Source organism: Fictibacillus tiangongensis, assembly GCF_048083785.1.
Taxonomy (GTDB): domain Bacteria; phylum Bacillota; class Bacilli; order Bacillales; family Fictibacillaceae; genus Fictibacillus.
In genome coordinates this window covers 1,939,727-1,958,930 of the sequence record NZ_CP182294.1, presented here as the reverse complement: position 1 = coordinate 1,958,930, position 19,204 = coordinate 1,939,727, and the positions used below count along the sequence as shown (strand labels likewise).

Genomic DNA, 19,204 nt, shown 5'->3' with positions numbered 1-19,204 from the left:
TGGAAAGCGAGCATCCTGGAACGGAAATCAACTACTTCCAAGAGCAACAAAGTTTACAAAGATCGTAAAATTAAATACTTAACCGCTTTTCAAGTGCATAATCAAAATTCCCATTATAACTTTCTAGACATCCACCTTCTAACCAAATGGTACGTTCAAAAAGTTTGTTCATAAAATATCGATCATGAGAGACTGATAGGATCGTTCCATTAAACTCTTCTAGTGCTTGTTCTAATGCTTCACGTGAATCAATATCTAAATGGTTTGTTGGTTCATCCAAGATTAAGAAGTTAGATCCTTCATAAACAAGCTGTGCAAGCCTGAGTCTTGTTCGTTCTCCACCACTTAACTCATTTCCTTTCCTATAAACAGATGCTCCGTAAAACAAAAACTTTGCTAGATGATGACGAGCTTCGCCTTCTTCCATCGGTACTCTTTCTCTGAAAATATCAAGTACTGTACCAGTAGAATCAGCAGTAAGTCCCCTTTGAGAAAGATAACCAATCGAAACAGATGATCCAAGTTTTATATTGCCGTTGCTGTGATCTATAGTTTGTATGGTCTCTAGCAGCGTCGTTTTTCCTGAACCGTTTTTACCGACGAGGGCTACTTTCTCACCATATCGAATCTGTAGTGCAAGATTACTTAGGATGGAACGACCTTCAATCGATTTATTTAGCCCTTTAATCACTGCGACGTCCTGACCGCTTCTTTTGTTGACTGAGAATTCAAATGCCGCTTTTTTACGTTCCAGTTTAGGGCGTTTCATGCTCTGTATTCGTTGAAGTGCTTTCTCCATGTTCCTCGCTCTTTTGAAGAATTTTTCATTTCCTGATCGAGAGCCCCAGTCTCTTAGTTGTTTGATCGACTCTTTAATCTTTTTAACTTTCTTTTGCTGTTCTTCATATTTCTCAAATTCTAGAAGAAGGTTATTTTCTTTTTCTTTGAGAAAACCCGAGTAACTTTGATGATATAAGGTGCACTCACCATCTTCTATATCAATAGTCTTTGAGGTTACTTTATCTAAAAAATAGCGATCATGACTGATAATTACTACGGAACCTTTGTATTTTTGAAGATAGATTTCAAGCCAATTCATCGTTTCGATGTCAAGATGATTGGTAGGTTCGTCTAAGAGTAAAAGCTCTGGTTCTTTTAATAACAAACAAGCTAGACCGACCTTCGTTTGTTCTCCTCCACTTAGTTGCATAAAAAGATGGTGTGAGAGTTGAGTTAGACCTAAACCAGCCAAAACGCCATTTATCTTCGACTCAATCGCATAACCACCGAGCTCTTCAAATTCTTCTTGCAATCTATAGAGCTTATTCAGATTTTTGTCTAATCGGTGTGTTTGTTCTGGATCACTTAACAATGCATTAACCTGCTGAATTTTAAGTTCAATTTCATTAATTTCTTGAAACGCTGATGAAACCACATCATATACTCTCATATTTTCGGTATACTCAGGAAGTTGTTCTAAATAACCGATCTCTGCATCCTTTCTGATGGCTATAGAACCTGAATCCGGATGATCAACACCACTTAACAGCTTAAACAATGTCGTTTTTCCTGAACCATTCTGTCCAACTATACCTATGCGATCTTGTTCGTGAATTTCAAAAGATATATTTTTTAGAATCTCATTTCCGCCATACATTTTTTTAACTTGATGAACAGTGCAGACTATCATTTTTATTTTCTCCTTTTAATCCAATGCCACTGTCCTTTTTTGTATACAAAAAAACCATGAGCAACATACCTGCCCATGGTTACTAACAACTTAAAAAGGATAGGGTAAGGTTACTTTGTGATGTACTTTAGTGTTTTAACTGAAAATGGACAGACTCCGCCAATTTTTGAAAATACATAAGTAATCGCACGGAAAACCACCAGCCAGTCAAACATTTGTACACCTTTAAGCATGCCTTACACCTCCTTTTATGAATTTATAAAATATTCTAATAATAGTATATGGTATTATTACTTAATATGCAATTAGGAATAAAGTTGAGTAAAAAGAAAGGGTATTTGCTTTTTTAGTCGAAATAGTTTTAAATATTTATATTATTCTGAAAAGGGTGTGTCTTATGAAAGTAAAATCCAACTATCTAACTAAATCTAAAGTAACGTATGTAACAGAAAATATGTCAATCAGCGAAGCTCGATATTCTATTATTCAATCAGGGTATCGCTGCATACCCGTTTTGGATGAATCTGAACAAAAATTTGTAGGGCTTCTTTTTAAAGAGACTACATCTGATTATATTATTGATAATGTTGGTTCAGTTAAAGATCAGGTTAGTAGAATTGTAGAAGAGAAAGACGCATTTATTCATGAGAATACAGCTTATTTCAAAGTGCTTTTCACGATCAGACGCCTGCCGTTTATGGCAGTTGTCGATGAAGATCATAATTTCCTAGGAATCATTACTCACTCAAAAGTTATGGATATTCTAGAAGATTCTTATGGTATCAAGAAGGGTGGATACTCTTTAACGGTTTCTACTACTGAAGGTAAAGGTTCCTTAAGAAAGCTATTCACAGCAATCCATGAAGAATACAATATTGAAGGTGTTTTCACGCAAGACGCGGGTAAGCAATTTCTTCGCAGAGTTGTTATCACTTTCAATGAGAGTGTATCACGTGAAGAAATCGATGAACTCGTTCACCGAGTGGAAGCGAATGGATTCAAGGTGGCAGACATTGAAGATCTGCGAACATTTTCAAGTGTTCAATAATACAAAAAAACGTTCCCTTTTAATAACAGGGAACGTTTTTCTTTACGATGAGAGGACATTCAGTTGTTCAAAGAATGAAGGGTATGAAACAGCGATTGCTTCACTGTTTGTAAGCGTTGTTTCACCTTCTGCGATACAAGCAGCAACACTCAGCATCATTCCAATTCTATGATCTCCGTAGCTTTGCACCGAAGCTCCTCGAAGTGAAGATTTACCTTGTATAATCATACCGTCTTCTGTAGCTTCAATATCAGCACCCATCTTTTTAAGTTCGTTCACAACGGTTTCGATTCGATCTGTTTCTTTCACTCGAAGTTCATGAGCGTCTTTTATGATTGTTTTTCCTTCTGCTTGAGTTGCGGCCAGAGCTATGATTGGAATTTCATCGATCAATCGAGGGATAAGATCTCCTTGAATAACCGTTCCTTTTAAATCAGAGCTTTTAATAACTAAATCTCCGAAAGGTTCAGATGCTGTCTCATTGATATTTTGGAAAGTTATATCTGCTCCCATATCTTTAAGAGCATCCAATATTCCGGTACGTGTTGGATTCAACCCTACTTTTTTTAACGTGATCTCACTGTTTGGAACAATGGCACCTGCTACTAAGAAGAATGCGGCTGAAGAAATATCACCTGGTACTTCAATATGTGTTCCCTTTAACTTCTGGCCACCTGCGACTGAAACAGTTAGCTCATCACTTTCAACTTCTACTCCAAACGCTTTCAGCATGCGTTCTGTATGATCTCTTGATTTGAAGGGTTCTTCTACAGATGTAGTTCCTTCTCCATCTAATCCAGCCAGAATAATAGCCGATTTAACCTGAGCACTGGCGATTGGAGAGGTGTAATGAATACCTCGTGTTTCGCCTCCTTTTATATGAAGAGGGACCTTATTTCCTGAATCATTACCATCAATCGCAGCTCCCATTTCTTTTAAGGGTTTGGTCACACGATTCATCGGCCTTTTTGCAATTGACTCATCACCCGTTAAAGTCGATTCAAACGGTGTATTAGCGAGTATTCCTAGCATCAGACGGATGGTAGTACCTGAATTCCCTACATACAAATCTTCGGAGGGTGGTGTTAATCCTGCAATTCCTTTTCCTTCTACTGTTACTTTTTCACCTTCTTGCTGTATCGTAACCCCTAGTTTCTTGAAACATGAAATGGTACTTAAACAATCTTCGCCTGTTAAAAAACCATCGATTGTCGTTGTACCCTCAGCGATGGACCCAAACATGACTGCTCGATGTGAAATGGATTTATCACCAGGCACTTTAATAGATCCTTTTAATTGTTGAATAGGTTGTAATTGCTTTGTCATAGAATAGTGCCTCCTTATAAAGTGATTTGTGTTAAGTAATTCTCTTTTTGTAATATTTCCTGTGCCTGATCTCGATCATTGTCATCTTGAAAATTCAATCGAAGTACCCCATTTAATCCTTCTCTTACTTCTAAAATACTGAGGTTAATGATGCTGATCTCTGATTGTGCCAAAAGAGCGGTGATATGAGACAGAGCACCTACTCTGTCGAGGATATCCACATATAGATCCGAGAATGGATGAATCGCACCTTTTGACCGAACTGGTAAGGCATCTCGGAATGATTTTGCTCCATCAAAGTATTCATAGAGTTCCGCTTCATCTCCCTTTTCTACGAACTCTATCACCGTATCCATCTCATTTTTCCATTCGTGTAAGAGAGTAAGAAGATGTGACTTGTTTTGACTGACTATATCGCTCCACATTTTAGGAGAGCTTGAAGCTATGCGCGTAATGTCTCTGAATCCTCCTGCTGCAAGTTGCTGAATTAACGGTTTTTCCTTCGCATGATGCTGTGCGACCCTCACAAGGCTTGAAGCGACAAGATGCGGGAAGTGACTTACAATGCCTGTAAGAAAATCATGTTCATCTGGATCGGCAACGAGAAATTTAGCTCTTGTCCCTTTTAGCCAAGTCTTAGCTTCATCAATATCCATATCAGTAGTTTTAGAGTTTGGTGTTAGAAAGTAAAACGCATTTTCTAATAGATGGACTTTCGCACTTTCTACTCCCGTTTTATGAGATCCGGCCATAGGATGACCTCCAATAAAACGAATTCCAGAAGCGGCCATCTTTTCTGCTTTATTCATAATGGATCTTTTTGTGCTTCCAACATCCATTACTAACGCTTTAATGACTGGTGAAACGGCAGCTAATTTCTCCATCACCTGTAAGGTAGCTTCAACAGGTGTTGCAATTATGATAAGATCTGCTAAATGAGCAATCTCTGTGAAGTCTGAAACTGCTTCATCAATTACGCCTATTTCTGCTGCAGTTCTACTATTTTGAGCATAAACGTCATACCCATAGATAGTTGCTTCGTGTTCTTGTTTGATAGAAAGAGCGATTGAACCACCGATCAATCCAACCCCTATTAGTAAGACGATCTTCATTTACTCTACTCCTTTTTAAGCCTCTTCTATAAAAGAAGATATTTTTCTCTCTAATGTTTCTGAAGTAAAAGGTGATAGATAAGGCTTACCCAAACCGTTCAGAAGCACCATTTGAATCATGCCTTTTTCCGCTTTTTTATCTTTTTTCATTCGATTGACTAGTGAGGAAGCAGATAAGTGCTTAGGAAATGACGGATAACCTAAAGTTGTTAACCACATTTTTAGTTCTTGTCCTAAAATTTCAGTGTCCTCGTTTAGCGAAAGTGCAAAAAGCATTCCTAAAGCAACTGCTTCACCATGGGTGATGCCTGTATATTGAAGCTCCCCCTCTATTGCATGACCGAGTGTATGACCAAAGTTCAGATAAGCCCGAATTCCTTTTTCTTTTTCGTCTTGTGTGACGATCTCATTTTTGATTTTAATGCCTTGAATAAGAGCTTTCTGTAGGGAGTTACCCTTTAGATCATCGATGTTTTTAACGTTCGCACGTAACGAACGATACAGATTTTCATCAGCGATCAATGCGTGTTTAATGACCTCTGCAAAACCAGACCTTTTTTCACTTGCTGGTAAAGTAGTTAAGAAGTCTGTTGAATAGATCACCGCTTCTGGTTGATGAAAGACACCGATCATGTTCTTACCTTCAGAATGGTTGATACCTGTTTTCCCTCCTACTGCACTATCATGTGCGAGAATAGTAGTCGGAATTTGAATAAAGCGGATTCCTCGCATATAGGTACCCGCAACAAATCCAGCAAGGTCTCCAATCATTCCTCCGCCAAGCGCAATAACAACAGATGTCCGGTCTAGTTCTTTACTTAAAGCAAAGCTTTGGCAAGCCATATAATTCTCAAAAGACTTTTGATCATCACCGGCCTGAATCTGAATCGTTTCATGAGAGAAAGAATCGCCGATCACTCTTTGTACGGTTTCTAAATAGAGACCTCCAACGTTTTCATCTGTTATGATCAATAGGTTCTTAGGTGAAGGGCTAAGTCTTTCTAAGACTGATTTAAGCTCATCAATTACGTTTTCACCTATAAAAACCGGGTAGTTTTTTGAAGGTGTTGTGATGTGAATCGTGTTCATTTAAAACACCCTTGCACGTTCTTGGTGCTGAACGATGTTTTTCTTAATCACTTCCATGTTATCCTGTCCAAATTGATTAACTAGGGCACTTGCTAGCTCCCATGCCACAACTGATTCTGCTACAACACTAGCAGCAGGTACTGCACAACTGTCAGACCGCTCAATGCTTGCTGCAAAGACTTCTTTTGTTTCAATATCCACGCTGTTTAGCGGTTTGTATAAAGTAGGAATCGGCTTCATCACACCACGAACAACAACTGGCATGCCGGTCGTCATTCCTCCCTCAAAGCCTCCTGCGTTGTTCGTTCTTCTCGTATAGCCGCGTTCGATATCCCAAACGATCTCATCATGTACTTCACTTCCAGGTTTTCGTGCTGCTTCAAATCCAATACCGATCTCAGCACCTTTAAAGGCATTGATACTCATGATTGCTGCAGCTAATTTGGCATCCAACTTATTATCATAATGTGTGTAGCTACCCACGCCTACTGGCATACCTTCTACGATTACTTCTACGACCCCTCCAATTGAGTCGCCGTTTTTCTTTGCGCTATCGATCGCTTCCATCATCGTCTTTTCAACATTTTTATCAAAACATCTTACAGGAGAAACCTCCGTTTTTTCGCGAAGCTCTTCTAACGATTCATATGAAGTATTCTCAGCTACAACGCCACCCAGTTCTAACACGTGGCCTCCAACTTCAACTCCAAGCTCTTTTAGTACCTTTTTCGCTACAGCTCCTGCTGCCACTCTTACTGTCGTTTCACGGGCTGAAGAACGTTCTAGCACGTTTCTCATATCTCTATGGTTGTATTTAATAGCACCATTAAGATCTGCATGACCAGGTCGAGGTCTTGAGATCACTCGTTTTACTTCTGCGTTCTCTTCTTCAAGAGGTTCTGCTCCCATGATCTTTGTCCAATGAGTAAAGTCTTTGTTCTCAACCACGAGTGTGATCGGTGAACCAAGTGTAACTCCATGACGTACACCACTTACGATTTGAACCTGATCTTTCTCAATCTGCATACGTCGGCCACGTCCATGCCCCTTTTGACGTCTAGCAAGTTCCTCGTTAATGTCTTCTGCTACTAGAGGCAAACCTGCTGGTACACCTTCAATGATTGTTGTGAGTTGAGGGCCATGTGACTCTCCTGCTGTTAAATATCTCATTTTCTATTCCTCCTGTTTGCCTGGTTTTTATAAAGAAAACTTTTCTAAACCTCGGTGATCCAGTTACATTTTTAGTTCTGATAGTACAAAAAAATCCCTGCTAATAAGCAGGGACGAATAATTATCGCGGTACCACCCTGACAGCAAAGACTAGATCTTTGCCACCTTCATTCTGTTAACGGAAATTTTTCCGGCTTTTTTTACAAAGCATGCTCAAGAATTGTAATTCGTGAAAGGCTGTGTACTGATTTGCACCACCATCAGCTCTCTAATAACAGGGAACCATTCCACTACTGCTGTTCTATCATTGCGATTTGTTTTATAAAGTTATAAACAGTTTTAGCACGTTGAAGCGCTGTTGTAAAGGAAATTCATTCATTTTTCTTAAAATTTACATTACCTTCATCTATATGTCAAAAAGCACTTTAATCAGCTTCAAAATTATTTTAAATCTTTTTTCGTATAAGTACTTGACATTCTTTTGAAATCCCTTTAAAGTTACAAACAATACTTTATGAGACACACGCTTTAAAGCGCGAAAGTGTCTATGTAGCGATGTATATAAATAAGCCTATGAGCGGCCGCGATATAGGAACTAAATGACAAGAGTATAAATATTGGGGAGGAACCACACATGTCAAACGAATTAGTAGACTTACGCAAACAGATGGATGATATTTCTTTAAAGATTTTAGAGCTTCTAAACGAACGAGGAAACGTGGCACAACAAATTGGAAAGCTTAAAGAAATGCAAGGTGTTAAACGCTTTGATCCTGTTAGAGAGAGAGAATTGCTTGATCTAATCGCTTCTCATAACGATGGTCCTTTTGAGACGTCTACGGTACAACACATCTTCAAACAGATCTTCAAAGCAAGCTTAGAGCTTCAAAAAGACGATAATCGAAAAGCATTACTCGTATCTCGTAAAAAGAAACCTGAAGATACAATTGTAAATGTAAAAGGTGAAAAGATCGGTGATGGCAATCCTCACTTCATCATGGGTCCTTGTGCGGTAGAAAGCTACGAACAAGTGAAGCAAGTAGCAGAAGTCATTGCAGAAAAAGGATTAACTTTAATCCGAGGTGGCGCATTCAAACCGCGTACGTCTCCTTACGACTTCCAAGGACTTGGACTAGAAGGGTTAAAAATTCTTCGTAAAGCAGCAGATGAACATCAGCTTGCTGTTGTAAGTGAAATTCTAAATCCGAACGATATTGAGATGGCGTTAGATTATGTTGATGTGATTCAGATCGGCGCACGTAACATGCAGAACTTTGATCTGTTAAAAGCAGCTGGATCTGTGAACAAACCGGTATTGCTAAAGCGTGGGTTAGCTGCAACGATTGAAGAATTCATGTACGCAGCTGAGTACATCTTGGCTCAAGGTAACTCCCAAGTCATTCTTTGCGAACGCGGAATTCGTACGTACGAAAGAGCAACACGAAACACGCTAGATATTTCAGCAGTACCTATTCTTAAAAAAGAAACGCATCTACCTGTAGTCGTGGACGTAACACACTCAACAGGACGCAAAGACCTTCTCCTCCCTGCTGCTAAAGCAGCGATGGCGATCGGTGCAGATGCAGTTATGGCTGAAGTGCATCCAGACCCAGCAGTAGCATTATCTGATTCAGCACAACAGATGAACATTCCAGAATTCCACGAATTCATGGATGCTCTTCTAAACAAAGAAAAAAAGAAGATTCATTCTTAATAGAAAGAAAAAGCCTGGCTCGCTGAGTCAGGCTTTTTCTTTGTTTAGGGCTTAACCTTCGAAATATTCTTTGTAGTAACCGCCTATTTTCCCTGTGTTATCTACTACAAAATAAAATTCCTCTGTTTCATTCTTTAGTTCATAGGTTTTTCCAGCAGTCAAAGCACGGTTAACCATATATTTTTTTGCATCCGTATGTACACATTTGATCTCGCGAATTGTTTCTCTGTTCGCCCACTCTAAATGAATCATTTAAGTCTCTCTCCTTTAAGAATTTCTTTTGTTAAATCATAATGTGCCCCGCTCTTTCTGTCAAATTCATTCCTTAGAGACTTCTTTCCTAGTATTACATAGATTGTTTCGGTTACTATGATAAAGAACATATTATAAGAATGGAGATTTACATATATGAAAGCATTGGTTTTTAACAACTTCGGAGGTCCAGAAGTTTTAGAATATCGAGAAATCAAAGACCCAATTATCGGAGATCAGGACATTTTAGTGGAAATGAAAGCCATTGGCTTAAACTTCGCTGATGTTTATAGAAGAAAAGGAAATTATCATCTTGAAGGACAGCCTCCTTACATTCTAGGCTATGAAGGAGCAGGAATCGTTAAAGAAGTTGGTAGTGCTGTTAATGGTGTTTCAGTTGGAGATCGCATCGCATTTGCAGATGTACCCGCTGCTAACGCGGAACTCGTTGCTGTCCCTTATGAAAAAGCAATACCTATTCCAGATGGGGTTTCTTATGAATCAGCAGCTTCACTTTTGTTACAAGGGTTAACTGCACATTATCTAACGCGGGATAGCTTCTCCATTCAAAATGGTGCCGTGGCATTGGTTCATGCTGCTGCCGGCGGTGTGGGACAATTATTGATTCAAATCATCAAGTTGCTTGGCGGAAAAGTTATTGGTTTAACGTCTTCAGAGAAAAAGCGTCAATTCGCTCTAGAAGCAGGTGCCGATTCAGTATTCTTATATAATGATAATTGGAAAGAAAACGTGTTGAGCGAAACGTCCGGCAAAGGTGTAGACGTGGTTTACGAGTCAGTCGGTTCAACGATAATGGATAGTTTTGAAGTTACAAGGATTGGCGGCACAGTTGTATTCTTTGGTATGGCCGGTGGTGATCCTGTGTCCATTGATCCTCGTATGCTCATGGATACTTCTAAGACATTGACCGGTGGAGACTTGTGGAATGTCCTAACCTCACACGAAGAACGTGTAAAGCGTTCAAGTGAGTTATTTCAGTGGATTAAGGATGGTCATGTGAAAATTACTGAGACATCTTTTTCTTTACGAGATGGTGCAAAAGCTCATGAATATTTAGAGAGTAGAAAAAGTATGGGGAAGATTTTGTTGATTCCTTAAGTGTTATATTGATGAAATTACGGTGGCTGCTGATTGCAGCTGCCTTTTTTGCGATTTAATTGCAATATGCAAGTTTTTTGATATTTAGATAGTCGCATTTTACAACTATTATTAGTTGTATTTTGCAAGTTATAATTACAGCAGTAGAATCGTTGATTTTTATTTTATTAATATAATTATGTGCTAGTTGAGTTATTCAGGAAACGGTAGCTGGTACGTTGCTGAATTAGTAGGACCGCTCGGGGTAAGATTCATGGATTTCAGAAGATTTTTCATACATGTAGATGAATCGATGTGTAGAAACCGTCTTAACATTTTATTCTTAACAGGTTCTTCATAGATCACTGCGTAGTCTTGGATTGCTCTTATATGAGCATCTTTGGATTTTATAGTGCACTTAGTACAAATCCAAGTACTTCTCTCTCGTCGCATAGGAATATGATTGCAGCCTGGACAAAAGACTCCGGTGATTATATCCGTTTGATTGATGCTGTAGGTTTTTAAAAAGTCGGGGTTATGTCTTTCATGTTGCTTTAATAGTTTTGAAGTTATTTTTGAAAGGTCCTTCTTTGAGAGGGTTTCTTGATGGTACGTTGAAATTTGTTGAACTTTATTAGCTAGACCTTTAGCCCGAATAATATGGGCCGCTTTTTTGCCATAATGCGGTGATAGCGTAATAAAAGATTTAGGATTTGTTAGAACAACGAGGGAATATAGCGGAAATTTAGGAAACTGATTTCTCTTCAACCAGCTTTCCAGACATATTTTTTGTTGTTGGACCTGGTTTACTGGATCAGGAAATGTTTCATCTACTCCATTCTTCGTTCTTTTCATCTGATCGAAGTGATGATCAAAATATAGATCACCTGAGAGATTTTTAACTTCGAGCAGAACGCCAAACGAAGAATGAAGAATCAGACAGTCAATTTGAAAGTAGTACTTCTTATCTTTATCTCTCGGTAGTCGCAAGTCATGAAGAATGAAGTATGAATTCTCATCTAAATCGTGCAGATAATAATCTAATGCCACTTCGCCTCTATAACCTGCTGAATATCTTGCAAATTCAATTTGTAATTCACCGTGTTTCAGGTGATTGTGTACTAATCTTTGTAAGATGGCGTCCAATTTTAATAATTTTAGGGGCTTTGTACGTGGTTTTTTTATCAAGGTATCACCTCTTGCTTTTTAGTACATATCTCATTCGAGAAAAATTGATAAAAAACCTTTATTTTCAGCAATGGTTTGATGAATGTTTTTTGCTCGGAAAATTAAGTTGTGCACAATTAAGTCTAAAATGAAGAAATTAAGTCAAAATAGACGCTTATTAAGTCGTGCGGCGCACCAATTAAGCCGATATCAACCCTAATTAAGTCGAAAATCAAAAATAAAGGCCATTCGACAAATCCCCCGCCACATTCTCAAACACCCGCTAACCTCCCACACGCTATAAACTACCTGATCAACCCCAAAAAAACACCCCCTGTGAGCAGGGGGTGTTCCATATCATCATTATATTCCTAGACATTAACCTTCTAAAAGAAGTGATTCTGGATCTTCCAGAAGTGATTTGATCGTTGTTAAGAAGCTTACTGCTTCTTTTCCATCTACAATACGGTGATCATAAGAAAGCGCGATGTACATCATCGGACGGTTTTCCATGCGCTCTTTATCGATCGCTACCGGTCTCCATTGAATCGTGTGCATTCCAAGGATACCAACTTGAGGTGCGTTTAAGATAGGTGTTGAAAGCATGGATCCGAAGATACCGCCGTTTGTGATTGTAAATGAACCACCTTGAAGGTCTTCTAACGATAGCTTTTTAGAACGTGCCTTCTCAGCTAAGTTTCCGATCTCTTTTTCGATACCAGCGAAGCTTAGACGGTCAGCATTGCGAACAACTGGTACAACTAGTCCTTCTTCTGCTCCAACTGCGATACCGATATCGTAGAATTTCTTAAGAACCATTTCATCGCCTTGAATCTCAGCGTTGATTGCAGGGAACTTTTTCAGTGCTCCTACAACAGCTTTCGTGAAGAATGACATGTACCCTAGTTTTACTCCGTTTTGCTCATAGAACTTGTCCTTACGACGAGCACGAACTTCGTTGATCGCCGTCATATCAACTTCATTAAACGTTGTTAGCATCGCTGCAGTTTGTTGAGCTTCAACTAAACGTTTAGCGATCGTTTGACGTCTGCGGGACATCTTCACGCGCTCTACAGGTTTCTCAGGATTTACCGATTCAACAGAAGCAGCTGGTTTAGAAGCTGACGCTGCTGGCTTAGATGCCGGAGCAGCTTTCTCCGTGCTTGCACCTTCCGCGTGACGTTTCACATCTTCCGTGCGAACGCGTCCTAGAGGATCGCGAGCATTAACTTCAGAAAGATCGATGCCTTTCTCACGAGCAAGCTTGCGCGCTGCAGGAGATGCGATCGGACGGTCAGAAGCTTTCACTTCTTCTTCAGCCGCGTCTTTTTCTACGATTGGCTCTTGTTTTTGTTGAGTTGGAGCTGCTTTTTCTTCCGTTTTCTCTTCTGCTGCTGGTTCTGCAGACTCAGAAGCACCGCCTTCAACGATTGAAGCGATAATATCTCCAACGGCTACAGTGTCACCTGGTTCAACCTTGATATTTTTTAGAACGCCATCTCGCTCTGCACTGATCTCAATGTTAACTTTATCAGTTTCTAGCTCTACTAAATCTTCACCTTTAACAACTGTGTCGCCTTCTTTTTTAAGCCATTGTGCTACTGTACCTTCTGAAATTGATTCGGCTAATTCCGGAACTTTAACGTCAAACATGTTCACGGCCTCCCTCTCGCGATTGAATGTCTAGTGCTAATGATGTTTGGATGATTTGTTCTTGTTCTTTTTTATAGATGTCTGGTTCCCCACCAGCCGTACTCGAACGTTCTTGACGTCCAATATATGAAACGTGTGCTTTTGGTGCTACAGCACGAAGTTTAGGCTCGATGTATAACCAAGATCCCATGTTCTTCGGCTCTTCTTGCACCCAGATCAAGTCTTCCACGTTTGGATACTCTTTTAACAGAGCATTCATCTCTTCTTCTGGGAACGGATAGATCTGTTCAACACGAACGATATGCATTTCCGTTCTTGCTACCTGATCTTGCTCAAGCGCTTTTTCAAGATCGATCGCAATCTTACCAGAGCAAAGCAAGATTTTCTTCACTTTGTCTTTTTCTTTGCCTAGGCCAGGCTGTTGTAACAATGGCATAAAGTGGTCACTTTCAAAGGCTTCAGCCATGGAAGCTACTTTCGTGTCACGCAGCAAGCTCTTCGGTGTCATAACAACCAACGGACGAACTTCATCCATAGATAAGAGCTTCGCTTGACGTCTTAGCAAATGGAAGTACTGTGATGCTGTACTTACGTTAGCAACTGTCCAGTTATTTTCTGCACCTAACTGTAAGAATCTCTCAAGACGTGCACTCGAATGCTCAGGTCCTTGACCTTCATATCCGTGAGGAAGAAGCATCACCATACCTGATTTTTGTCCCCACTTCGCACGGCCGGCTGATAAGAACTGATCGAACAGAACTTGTGCAACGTTTGCAAAATCACCGTATTGCGCTTCCCAAATAACAAGAGTTTCAGGTGCAAAAACATTATAGCCGTACTCAAAACCAACTACTGAAGATTCTGAGAGTGGACTGTTATGGATTGCAAATGAAACATCAATGTCATCCATCGCATGCAACGGAGAAAACTTCTTTCCGCTCTCACTATCGTTTAAAACAAGGTGTCTTTGCGCGAATGTACCACGCTCAGAGTCTTGCCCAGTGATACGAATCGGTGTTCCATCCTTAAGAATGGAAGCGAAAGCTAATGATTCAGCCATCCCCCAATCGATCTTTTCCCCTTGGAAAGACTTGCGTCTGCGTTCGAGGATTCTCTTGATTTTAGGATAAACATTAAAGTCTTCTGGGAACTTAAGCATGTTCTCAGTAAGTTCCTGAAGATCACTAACTGAAATTGTGGTATCGATATCAGGAAGTGCTTTCGATAACGGATCAGGAAGTCTCGTGTCTTCCAACTTGAATTTTTCTTTGCGTCCCTGGACTTTTTCATATTCAGACTGATGCTTCTTTAATACATCATCTTCAATGGTTTTTACTTCTTCTTCAGAAAGTACTCCTTCTTTAACAAGCTGTTTTGCATAAACATCTCGAACTGTCGGATGACTGTTTACTTGTTTATACAATCTCGGCTGAGTTGCAGATGGATCGTCCATTTCATTGTGACCGAATCGGCGATATCCGATCAGGTCGATCAGAACGTCTTTTTGGAACTTTTTACGATACTCATAAGCAAGATGTACAGCTGCGATACATGCTTCTGGATCATCTGCATTCACGTGAATGATCGGGATCTCAAACCCTTTTGCAAGGTCACTCGCATATTTCGTTGAACGAGAATCGCCGCTATCTGTTGTAAAGCCTACAAGATTGTTCGCGATGATATGAAGTGTCCCACCAGTTTGGTATCCTCTAAGACGACTTAAGTTCAATGTTTCAGCAACGATTCCTTCACCAGGAAAAGCAGCATCGCCATGAATAAGGATCGCAAATGCCTTCGAAGTATCTTGTACCGGATACCCTTTTTTGTCACGCGTTTCCTGAGCCGCTCTTGTATATCCTTCAACAACTGGATCTACATACTCTAAGTGACTTGGGTTATTCGCTAGTGAGATTTTAATTTTATGAGATTGATCGGTTTCAACTAAACGGCTTGCACCTAAGTGGTACTTTACATCCCCGGTCCAACCAAAGTTAATTCCTCTTGAACCTTCAGAAGGAATTAGCTCCTTGTTTGGAGAATGATGAAACTCTGAGAAAATTAGTTCATAAGGTTTGCCAAGCACATGGGCAAGTACGTTTAGACGCCCACGGTGTGCCATTCCGATCAGAGCATGTTCAGCTCCGTCACGGCATCCTTCTTTAGCTGCTTCATCAAGCATCGGTACCAGCATATCAACGCCTTCAATAGAGAAACGCTTTTGTCCAACGAATGTTTTATGAAGGAATTTTTCAAAACCTTCAACTTCACTCAGCCGGGTTAAAAGGTTCTTCTTATCTTCAGCCGAAAATTTAGGATAGTGTTGGCTTGTTTCAACCATGGTGTTTAACCATTGGCGTTCTTCAGTCTCATGTACATGACTGAATTCATATGCGATTGTTTTCGTATACACTTCCTGAAGCATTTGGATCGCTTCATAGCCGTCTTTAATGCTCGATGGCGCTTCTTTCCAAATAAAGGAAGGTGGTATCGCTTTCAAATCTTCTTTTGATAAGTTAAATTCTTTCGGATCAATATGGTGGTTATCTTTCGGAAATTCCCCCACAGGGTATAAGTTAGCTGCTAAGTGACCGTAAGTGCGAATGTTTTCTGCTAATTTTAGTGCAGCTGCTAATTTCTCGAAGTCCAATCCTTCAAAACTCTGTGCAGTACGTTGATTTGATTCAGAGTCCTCAATCGGAGGCCCCCAAGCATCAAATTTCTCTTTGAATGAACTGTCAACAGATTCCGGATCCACACTATATTGATCATATAGTTCAAGGATGTAGGCCATATTTGGTCCACTTAGTCCCTGCCAAGGATTTTCTGATTTGGAACGTTGATGACTCATCTTTTGTTCCCTCCTGCTTCCCTTTGTAAGTATTGTGCTGTTGCTGTTAACAGGTGATTCATCATTTCTCGCCATTGAATTTTTCCCTATTTAAAGCGCTCTCAAACAATGAATGAAAAGAACCTTATCATTGATAAGGTTTCAACTGTAACAATGGTCATTGCCATTATACTATATTTTCGCAGAAAGTGAATTTTGTTTTTTACGATTTATGAGATAATTTGCCCATTTTGTTCTGCTGACCGTAAAAATAAGGAGCGCAATCCATATCAAGGTAAATGAAATTAGATGAATTTTGCTGAATGACTCATGATACAAAAAGACACCTAATACGAGCATGATAGTCGGGGCAATGTATTGTAGAAAACCGATCATCGTCATCGAGATCCGCTTTACACCTTGCGCAAAGCATAGTAATGGTACAGCAGTAACGAGACCTGCACCCCATAAGAGCAATGTCGTAGAAGTTCCTCCAGTGATAAAGGAAGCTTCTCCGTTCCATTGAAGGTAGATTAAATAAAAGAACGCTAATGGAAAGACAAACATCGTCTCAAATGTTAAGCCCGTTAACGAATCAAAACTAGCTAGTTTCTTAACAAGTCCGTACAGACCGAACGAAAGTGCAAGAGAAACGGCTACCCATGGAAATTCTCCATGCTGCCACGTTAGTAGAAAGACACCGCAAGCAGCTAATATAAAGGATACAAGCTGCCAGCTGTTTAATTTTTCTTTCAATACAAGCATGCCAAGAATTACACTAACGAGTGGATTAATATAGTAGCCTAGACTCGCTTCAACAACATGGTCTGTATTGACCGCCCATATATACATGACCCAGTTTCCGCTAATCAATAGCGAAGCAGTCAATACATACAGAAACTGCTTTTTTTGACTAAACAGTACTTTAACATCACTTAGGAGTGTTTTTTTCTTTTTTAATAAGAACATAACAGCGATCATCAAAAGAAATGACCATAGAATGCGATGTGCTAAGATCTCAACAGAACCAGCTGATTGAAGCGGTTTCCAATATAGCGGAAGAAATCCCCATATTAAATAAGAAAAAGCGGCATACCATATACCCTTCGTATGTTCGTTTAATTTCATTGTCCGTTCCTCGATCCCATAATTTATATGAAGTTATAAGATTATATAACGGAATCTAGATGTTTAGCCACTAAATGAACTCTTCTTCAGAATAACGCGTAACTTTACATTTTATTCGGTGTTTGCACGCCTAATAATCGTAATCCTTCTTTCAGGACGATCTGAACTGCTGCACAAAGCGCTAGTCGTTCTGCCGTTTCTTTACTATCTAAGATTTTCACATGAGCATAATAATGATTGAACTTATGAGATAGCTTTAAGACATATTTCGAAATAATAGAAGGTTCTTTTCTGTGAAACGCTAGTTCAACAACTTCCGGAAACTCATTTAATACAGAAAGAATTTCCCAGCTTTCAGATCCTATGGACAACTCTTGTGGAACACCTCCATTAAATTTCCCTTTGTTCAATAATGTTTGAATTCTTGCTGCTGTATACTGCACATACGGTCCTGTGTCACCTTCAAACTTGAGCATCATCTCAAGCGAGAATTCCACATCGTTTCCCTTCTCATTCTTTAAATCATGGAAGATAACGGCCCCTACCCCTACTTGACGAGCGACAGTCGCTATTTCTTGGAGTTCAGGATTTTTACTTTTTATATTTTGTTCTGCTAACTTAACTGCTTCTAAAATAACAGTTTCTAATAGGACTGTTTTTCCTTTTCGAGTACTCATCTTCTTACCGTTCTGTAAAATGAGCCCGAATGGAACATGGTGCATGTTGCCTGCCCAATCATGTCCGAGCTTTCTCAATACTCGTTTCACTTGTTCAAAATGTAGAGATTGTTCTTGACCGACAACATAGAACGCTTCGGCAAAGTCGTATTTGTTCTTTCTATAGATAGCAGCGGTAATGTCACGTGTGGCATATAAAGTGGCACCGTCTGTTTTTTTGATCAAACATGGTGGCAGATCATCACCTACCCTTACAACCTGAGCACCGTCTGAGAGTTCTAACAAATTCTTTTCTTGCAGTGCTTTTACAGAAGCATCCATCTTATCGTTAAAATAGGCTTCACCTTTATAGGAATCGAATTGGACACCCAATAGCTCATAAATGTTCTGAAAAGCCTCTAAAGATACTTCTTTAAACCAGATCCATAGTTCTTTAGCTTTTGGATCATGATCTTCTAATTTTTTAAACCATTTTCTACCTTCATCATTTAACGAAGGGTCTTTTTCAGCTTCTTCATGAAAACGCACGTAAAGTTTAGTCAATTCTTCAATCGGATTATTTCGTACTTTATTTTCCTCGCCCCACTTTAAATAAGCTGAGATCAATTTTCCAAACTGAGTTCCCCAATCTCCTATATAATTGATTTTAACTGTCTGGTAGCCGCATTTCTCACTGATTGCAGCTATTGAGGAACCAATTACAGTTGAGCGTAGATGTCCCATTGAGAACGGCTTTGCGATGTTTGGTGAGGATAGATCTAAAAGAATCGTTTTTCCATGACCGAAACGATGGTTGGCATAAGCGTTCTTCTCTTTTAAAATTTGCGTCAGCAGCGATAGAGCTTCTGCTTTTTTGTTTAAGAAAACATTTACATAGCTCCCCACAGCTTCAATTTTCTCAAACTCACCTGAGATGTTTCCTTGGGCTAATGTTTTTGCGATTTCATTTGGAGATTTCTTAAAGATCTTAGCTAACTGAAAACAAGGAAATGCTAGATCACCATGCTGGATCTGTTTAGGCTTTTCAATAGAGGCTTCAATTTGTTCCACTGTTAAGTCGTTACCGATGTGATCTTGTAAGTAAGCTGCAAATAAATGTTTTCCGTTCATCCGTTTCCCTCCCTAAATAAAAAAATCCGCCTCTTCTAAATTAATAGAAGAGACGGATATTAACCGCGGTACCACTCTTATTGCCAAAAGGCCACTTGACTTGTTAACGGGGAGTCCCGGTCTGCTCTACTGCGTTTCAAGCA

At 39.6% G+C, this 19,204-nt stretch carries 15 protein-coding genes and 2 other annotated features (1 of these 17 only partly in view); of the genes, 3 read left to right on the top strand and 12 right to left on the bottom strand.

Annotated features, from left to right (window positions below):
- Nucleotides 1-70: 70 nt before the first annotated feature.
- A complete protein-coding gene (gene abc-f, locus ACNJYY_RS10565; RefSeq protein ID WP_416731658.1) occupies nt 71-1,690 on the bottom strand; it encodes a ribosomal protection-like ABC-F family protein in 1,620 nt (539 codons plus the stop codon).
- Between the two features lie 110 nt (nt 1,691-1,800).
- The gene (locus ACNJYY_RS10560) at nt 1,801-1,923 is read right to left on the bottom strand and encodes a hypothetical protein (RefSeq protein WP_286166262.1); all 123 of its coding nucleotides are present in this window, start codon (nt 1,921-1,923) and stop codon (nt 1,801-1,803) included.
- 164 nt (nt 1,924-2,087) lie between these two features.
- Here ACNJYY_RS10560 and cbpA point away from each other — a divergent pair, with 164 nt between their 5' ends.
- Nucleotides 2,088-2,738: a cyclic di-AMP binding protein CbpA gene (gene cbpA, locus ACNJYY_RS10555; protein WP_416731657.1), complete on the top strand. Its 651-nt coding sequence runs from the start codon at nt 2,088-2,090 to the stop codon at nt 2,736-2,738.
- Between the two features lie 42 nt (nt 2,739-2,780).
- Here cbpA and aroA read toward each other — a convergent pair whose 3' ends face one another.
- The 4 genes from aroA to aroC are packed head-to-tail and all read right to left on the bottom strand — an operon-like array spanning nt 2,781 to nt 7,435.
- Nucleotides 2,781-4,064: a 3-phosphoshikimate 1-carboxyvinyltransferase gene (gene aroA, locus ACNJYY_RS10550; RefSeq protein ID WP_416731656.1), complete on the bottom strand. Its 1,284-nt coding sequence runs from the start codon at nt 4,062-4,064 to the stop codon at nt 2,781-2,783.
- 14 nt (nt 4,065-4,078) lie between these two features.
- On the bottom strand, nt 4,079-5,176 hold the full coding sequence (locus ACNJYY_RS10545; protein WP_416731655.1) for a prephenate dehydrogenase: 1,098 nt from the start codon (nt 5,174-5,176) through the stop codon (nt 4,079-4,081).
- A 15-nt stretch (nt 5,177-5,191) separates the two neighbouring features.
- A complete protein-coding gene (gene aroB / locus ACNJYY_RS10540) occupies nt 5,192-6,265 on the bottom strand; it encodes a 3-dehydroquinate synthase (protein WP_416731654.1) in 1,074 nt (357 codons plus the stop codon).
- The gene (gene aroC, locus ACNJYY_RS10535; protein ID WP_416731653.1) at nt 6,266-7,435 is read right to left on the bottom strand and encodes a chorismate synthase; all 1,170 of its coding nucleotides are present in this window, start codon (nt 7,433-7,435) and stop codon (nt 6,266-6,268) included.
- A gap of 106 nt (nt 7,436-7,541) precedes the next feature.
- Nucleotides 7,542-7,752 (bottom strand) — a binding site (T-box leader).
- Between the two features lie 317 nt (nt 7,753-8,069).
- Between aroC and ACNJYY_RS10530 the strand changes: the two genes are divergently transcribed.
- Nucleotides 8,070-9,149, top strand: coding sequence for a bifunctional 3-deoxy-7-phosphoheptulonate synthase/chorismate mutase (locus ACNJYY_RS10530; protein WP_066394116.1), 1,080 nt, complete (start codon nt 8,070-8,072; stop codon nt 9,147-9,149).
- A gap of 51 nt (nt 9,150-9,200) precedes the next feature.
- Here ACNJYY_RS10530 and ACNJYY_RS10525 read toward each other — a convergent pair whose 3' ends face one another.
- The gene (locus tag ACNJYY_RS10525) at nt 9,201-9,401 is read right to left on the bottom strand and encodes a DUF6501 family protein (RefSeq protein WP_144700434.1); all 201 of its coding nucleotides are present in this window, start codon (nt 9,399-9,401) and stop codon (nt 9,201-9,203) included.
- A gap of 156 nt (nt 9,402-9,557) precedes the next feature.
- On the opposite strand from ACNJYY_RS10525, the gene ACNJYY_RS10520 reads away from it, so the two are divergent.
- Complete coding sequence (locus tag ACNJYY_RS10520; protein WP_416731652.1) at nt 9,558-10,520, top strand: quinone oxidoreductase family protein; 963 nt, start codon at nt 9,558-9,560, stop codon at nt 10,518-10,520.
- A gap of 192 nt (nt 10,521-10,712) precedes the next feature.
- On the opposite strand, the gene ACNJYY_RS10515 is transcribed toward ACNJYY_RS10520, so the two are convergent.
- The 5 genes from ACNJYY_RS10515 to argS form a co-directional block, all read right to left on the bottom strand.
- A complete protein-coding gene (locus tag ACNJYY_RS10515; protein ID WP_416731651.1) occupies nt 10,713-11,687 on the bottom strand; it encodes a nuclease-related domain-containing protein in 975 nt (324 codons plus the stop codon).
- Between the two features lie 357 nt (nt 11,688-12,044).
- Nucleotides 12,045-13,319, bottom strand: a complete 1,275-nt coding sequence (odhB, locus tag ACNJYY_RS10510) for a 2-oxoglutarate dehydrogenase complex dihydrolipoyllysine-residue succinyltransferase (RefSeq protein WP_416731650.1) — start codon at nt 13,317-13,319, stop codon at nt 12,045-12,047.
- Nucleotides 13,312-16,167 carry a 2-oxoglutarate dehydrogenase E1 component gene (locus ACNJYY_RS10505; protein ID WP_416731649.1) on the bottom strand — a complete coding sequence of 952 codons (2,856 nt, stop codon included), beginning with the start codon at nt 16,165-16,167 and terminating at the stop codon, nt 13,312-13,314. The genes odhB and ACNJYY_RS10505 overlap by 8 nt, the downstream gene beginning before the upstream one ends.
- 171 nt (nt 16,168-16,338) lie before the next feature.
- Nucleotides 16,339-17,274 (bottom strand): EamA family transporter RarD, encoded by a 936-nt coding sequence (rarD, locus tag ACNJYY_RS10500; RefSeq protein ID WP_416731648.1) that lies wholly within the window; start codon nt 17,272-17,274, stop codon nt 16,339-16,341.
- Nucleotides 17,275-17,378: 104 nt separating this feature from the next.
- Nucleotides 17,379-19,061 (bottom strand): arginine--tRNA ligase, encoded by a 1,683-nt coding sequence (gene argS, locus ACNJYY_RS10495; RefSeq protein ID WP_416731647.1) that lies wholly within the window; start codon nt 19,059-19,061, stop codon nt 17,379-17,381.
- Between the two features lie 45 nt (nt 19,062-19,106).
- Nucleotides 19,107-19,204: a binding site (T-box leader), on the bottom strand; it runs 104 nt beyond the window's last position.

What these genes read in the sequence shown, in the direction of transcription:
- abc-f (WP_416731658.1), bottom strand. Translation starts at nt 1,690, where the DNA reads ATGATAGTCTGCACTGTTCATCAAGTTAAAAAAATGTATGGCGGAAAT.
- ACNJYY_RS10560 (WP_286166262.1), bottom strand. Translation starts at nt 1,923, where the DNA reads ATGCTTAAAGGTGTACAAATGTTTGACTGGCTGGTGGTTTTCCGTGCG.
- cbpA (WP_416731657.1), top strand. Translation starts at nt 2,088, where the DNA reads ATGAAAGTAAAATCCAACTATCTAACTAAATCTAAAGTAACGTATGTA.
- aroA (WP_416731656.1), bottom strand. Translation starts at nt 4,064, where the DNA reads ATGACAAAGCAATTACAACCTATTCAACAATTAAAAGGATCTATTAAA.
- ACNJYY_RS10545 (WP_416731655.1), bottom strand. Translation starts at nt 5,176, where the DNA reads ATGAAGATCGTCTTACTAATAGGGGTTGGATTGATCGGTGGTTCAATC.
- aroB (WP_416731654.1), bottom strand. Translation starts at nt 6,265, where the DNA reads ATGAACACGATTCACATCACAACACCTTCAAAAAACTACCCGGTTTTT.
- aroC (WP_416731653.1), bottom strand. Translation starts at nt 7,435, where the DNA reads ATGAGATATTTAACAGCAGGAGAGTCACATGGCCCTCAACTCACAACA.
- ACNJYY_RS10530 (WP_066394116.1), top strand. Translation starts at nt 8,070, where the DNA reads ATGTCAAACGAATTAGTAGACTTACGCAAACAGATGGATGATATTTCT.
- ACNJYY_RS10525 (WP_144700434.1), bottom strand. Translation starts at nt 9,401, where the DNA reads ATGATTCATTTAGAGTGGGCGAACAGAGAAACAATTCGCGAGATCAAA.
- ACNJYY_RS10520 (WP_416731652.1), top strand. Translation starts at nt 9,558, where the DNA reads ATGAAAGCATTGGTTTTTAACAACTTCGGAGGTCCAGAAGTTTTAGAA.
- odhB (WP_416731650.1), bottom strand. Translation starts at nt 13,319, where the DNA reads ATGTTTGACGTTAAAGTTCCGGAATTAGCCGAATCAATTTCAGAAGGT.
- ACNJYY_RS10505 (WP_416731649.1), bottom strand. Translation starts at nt 16,167, where the DNA reads ATGAGTCATCAACGTTCCAAATCAGAAAATCCTTGGCAGGGACTAAGT.
- rarD (WP_416731648.1), bottom strand. Translation starts at nt 17,274, where the DNA reads ATGAAATTAAACGAACATACGAAGGGTATATGGTATGCCGCTTTTTCT.
- argS (WP_416731647.1), bottom strand. Translation starts at nt 19,061, where the DNA reads ATGAACGGAAAACATTTATTTGCAGCTTACTTACAAGATCACATCGGT.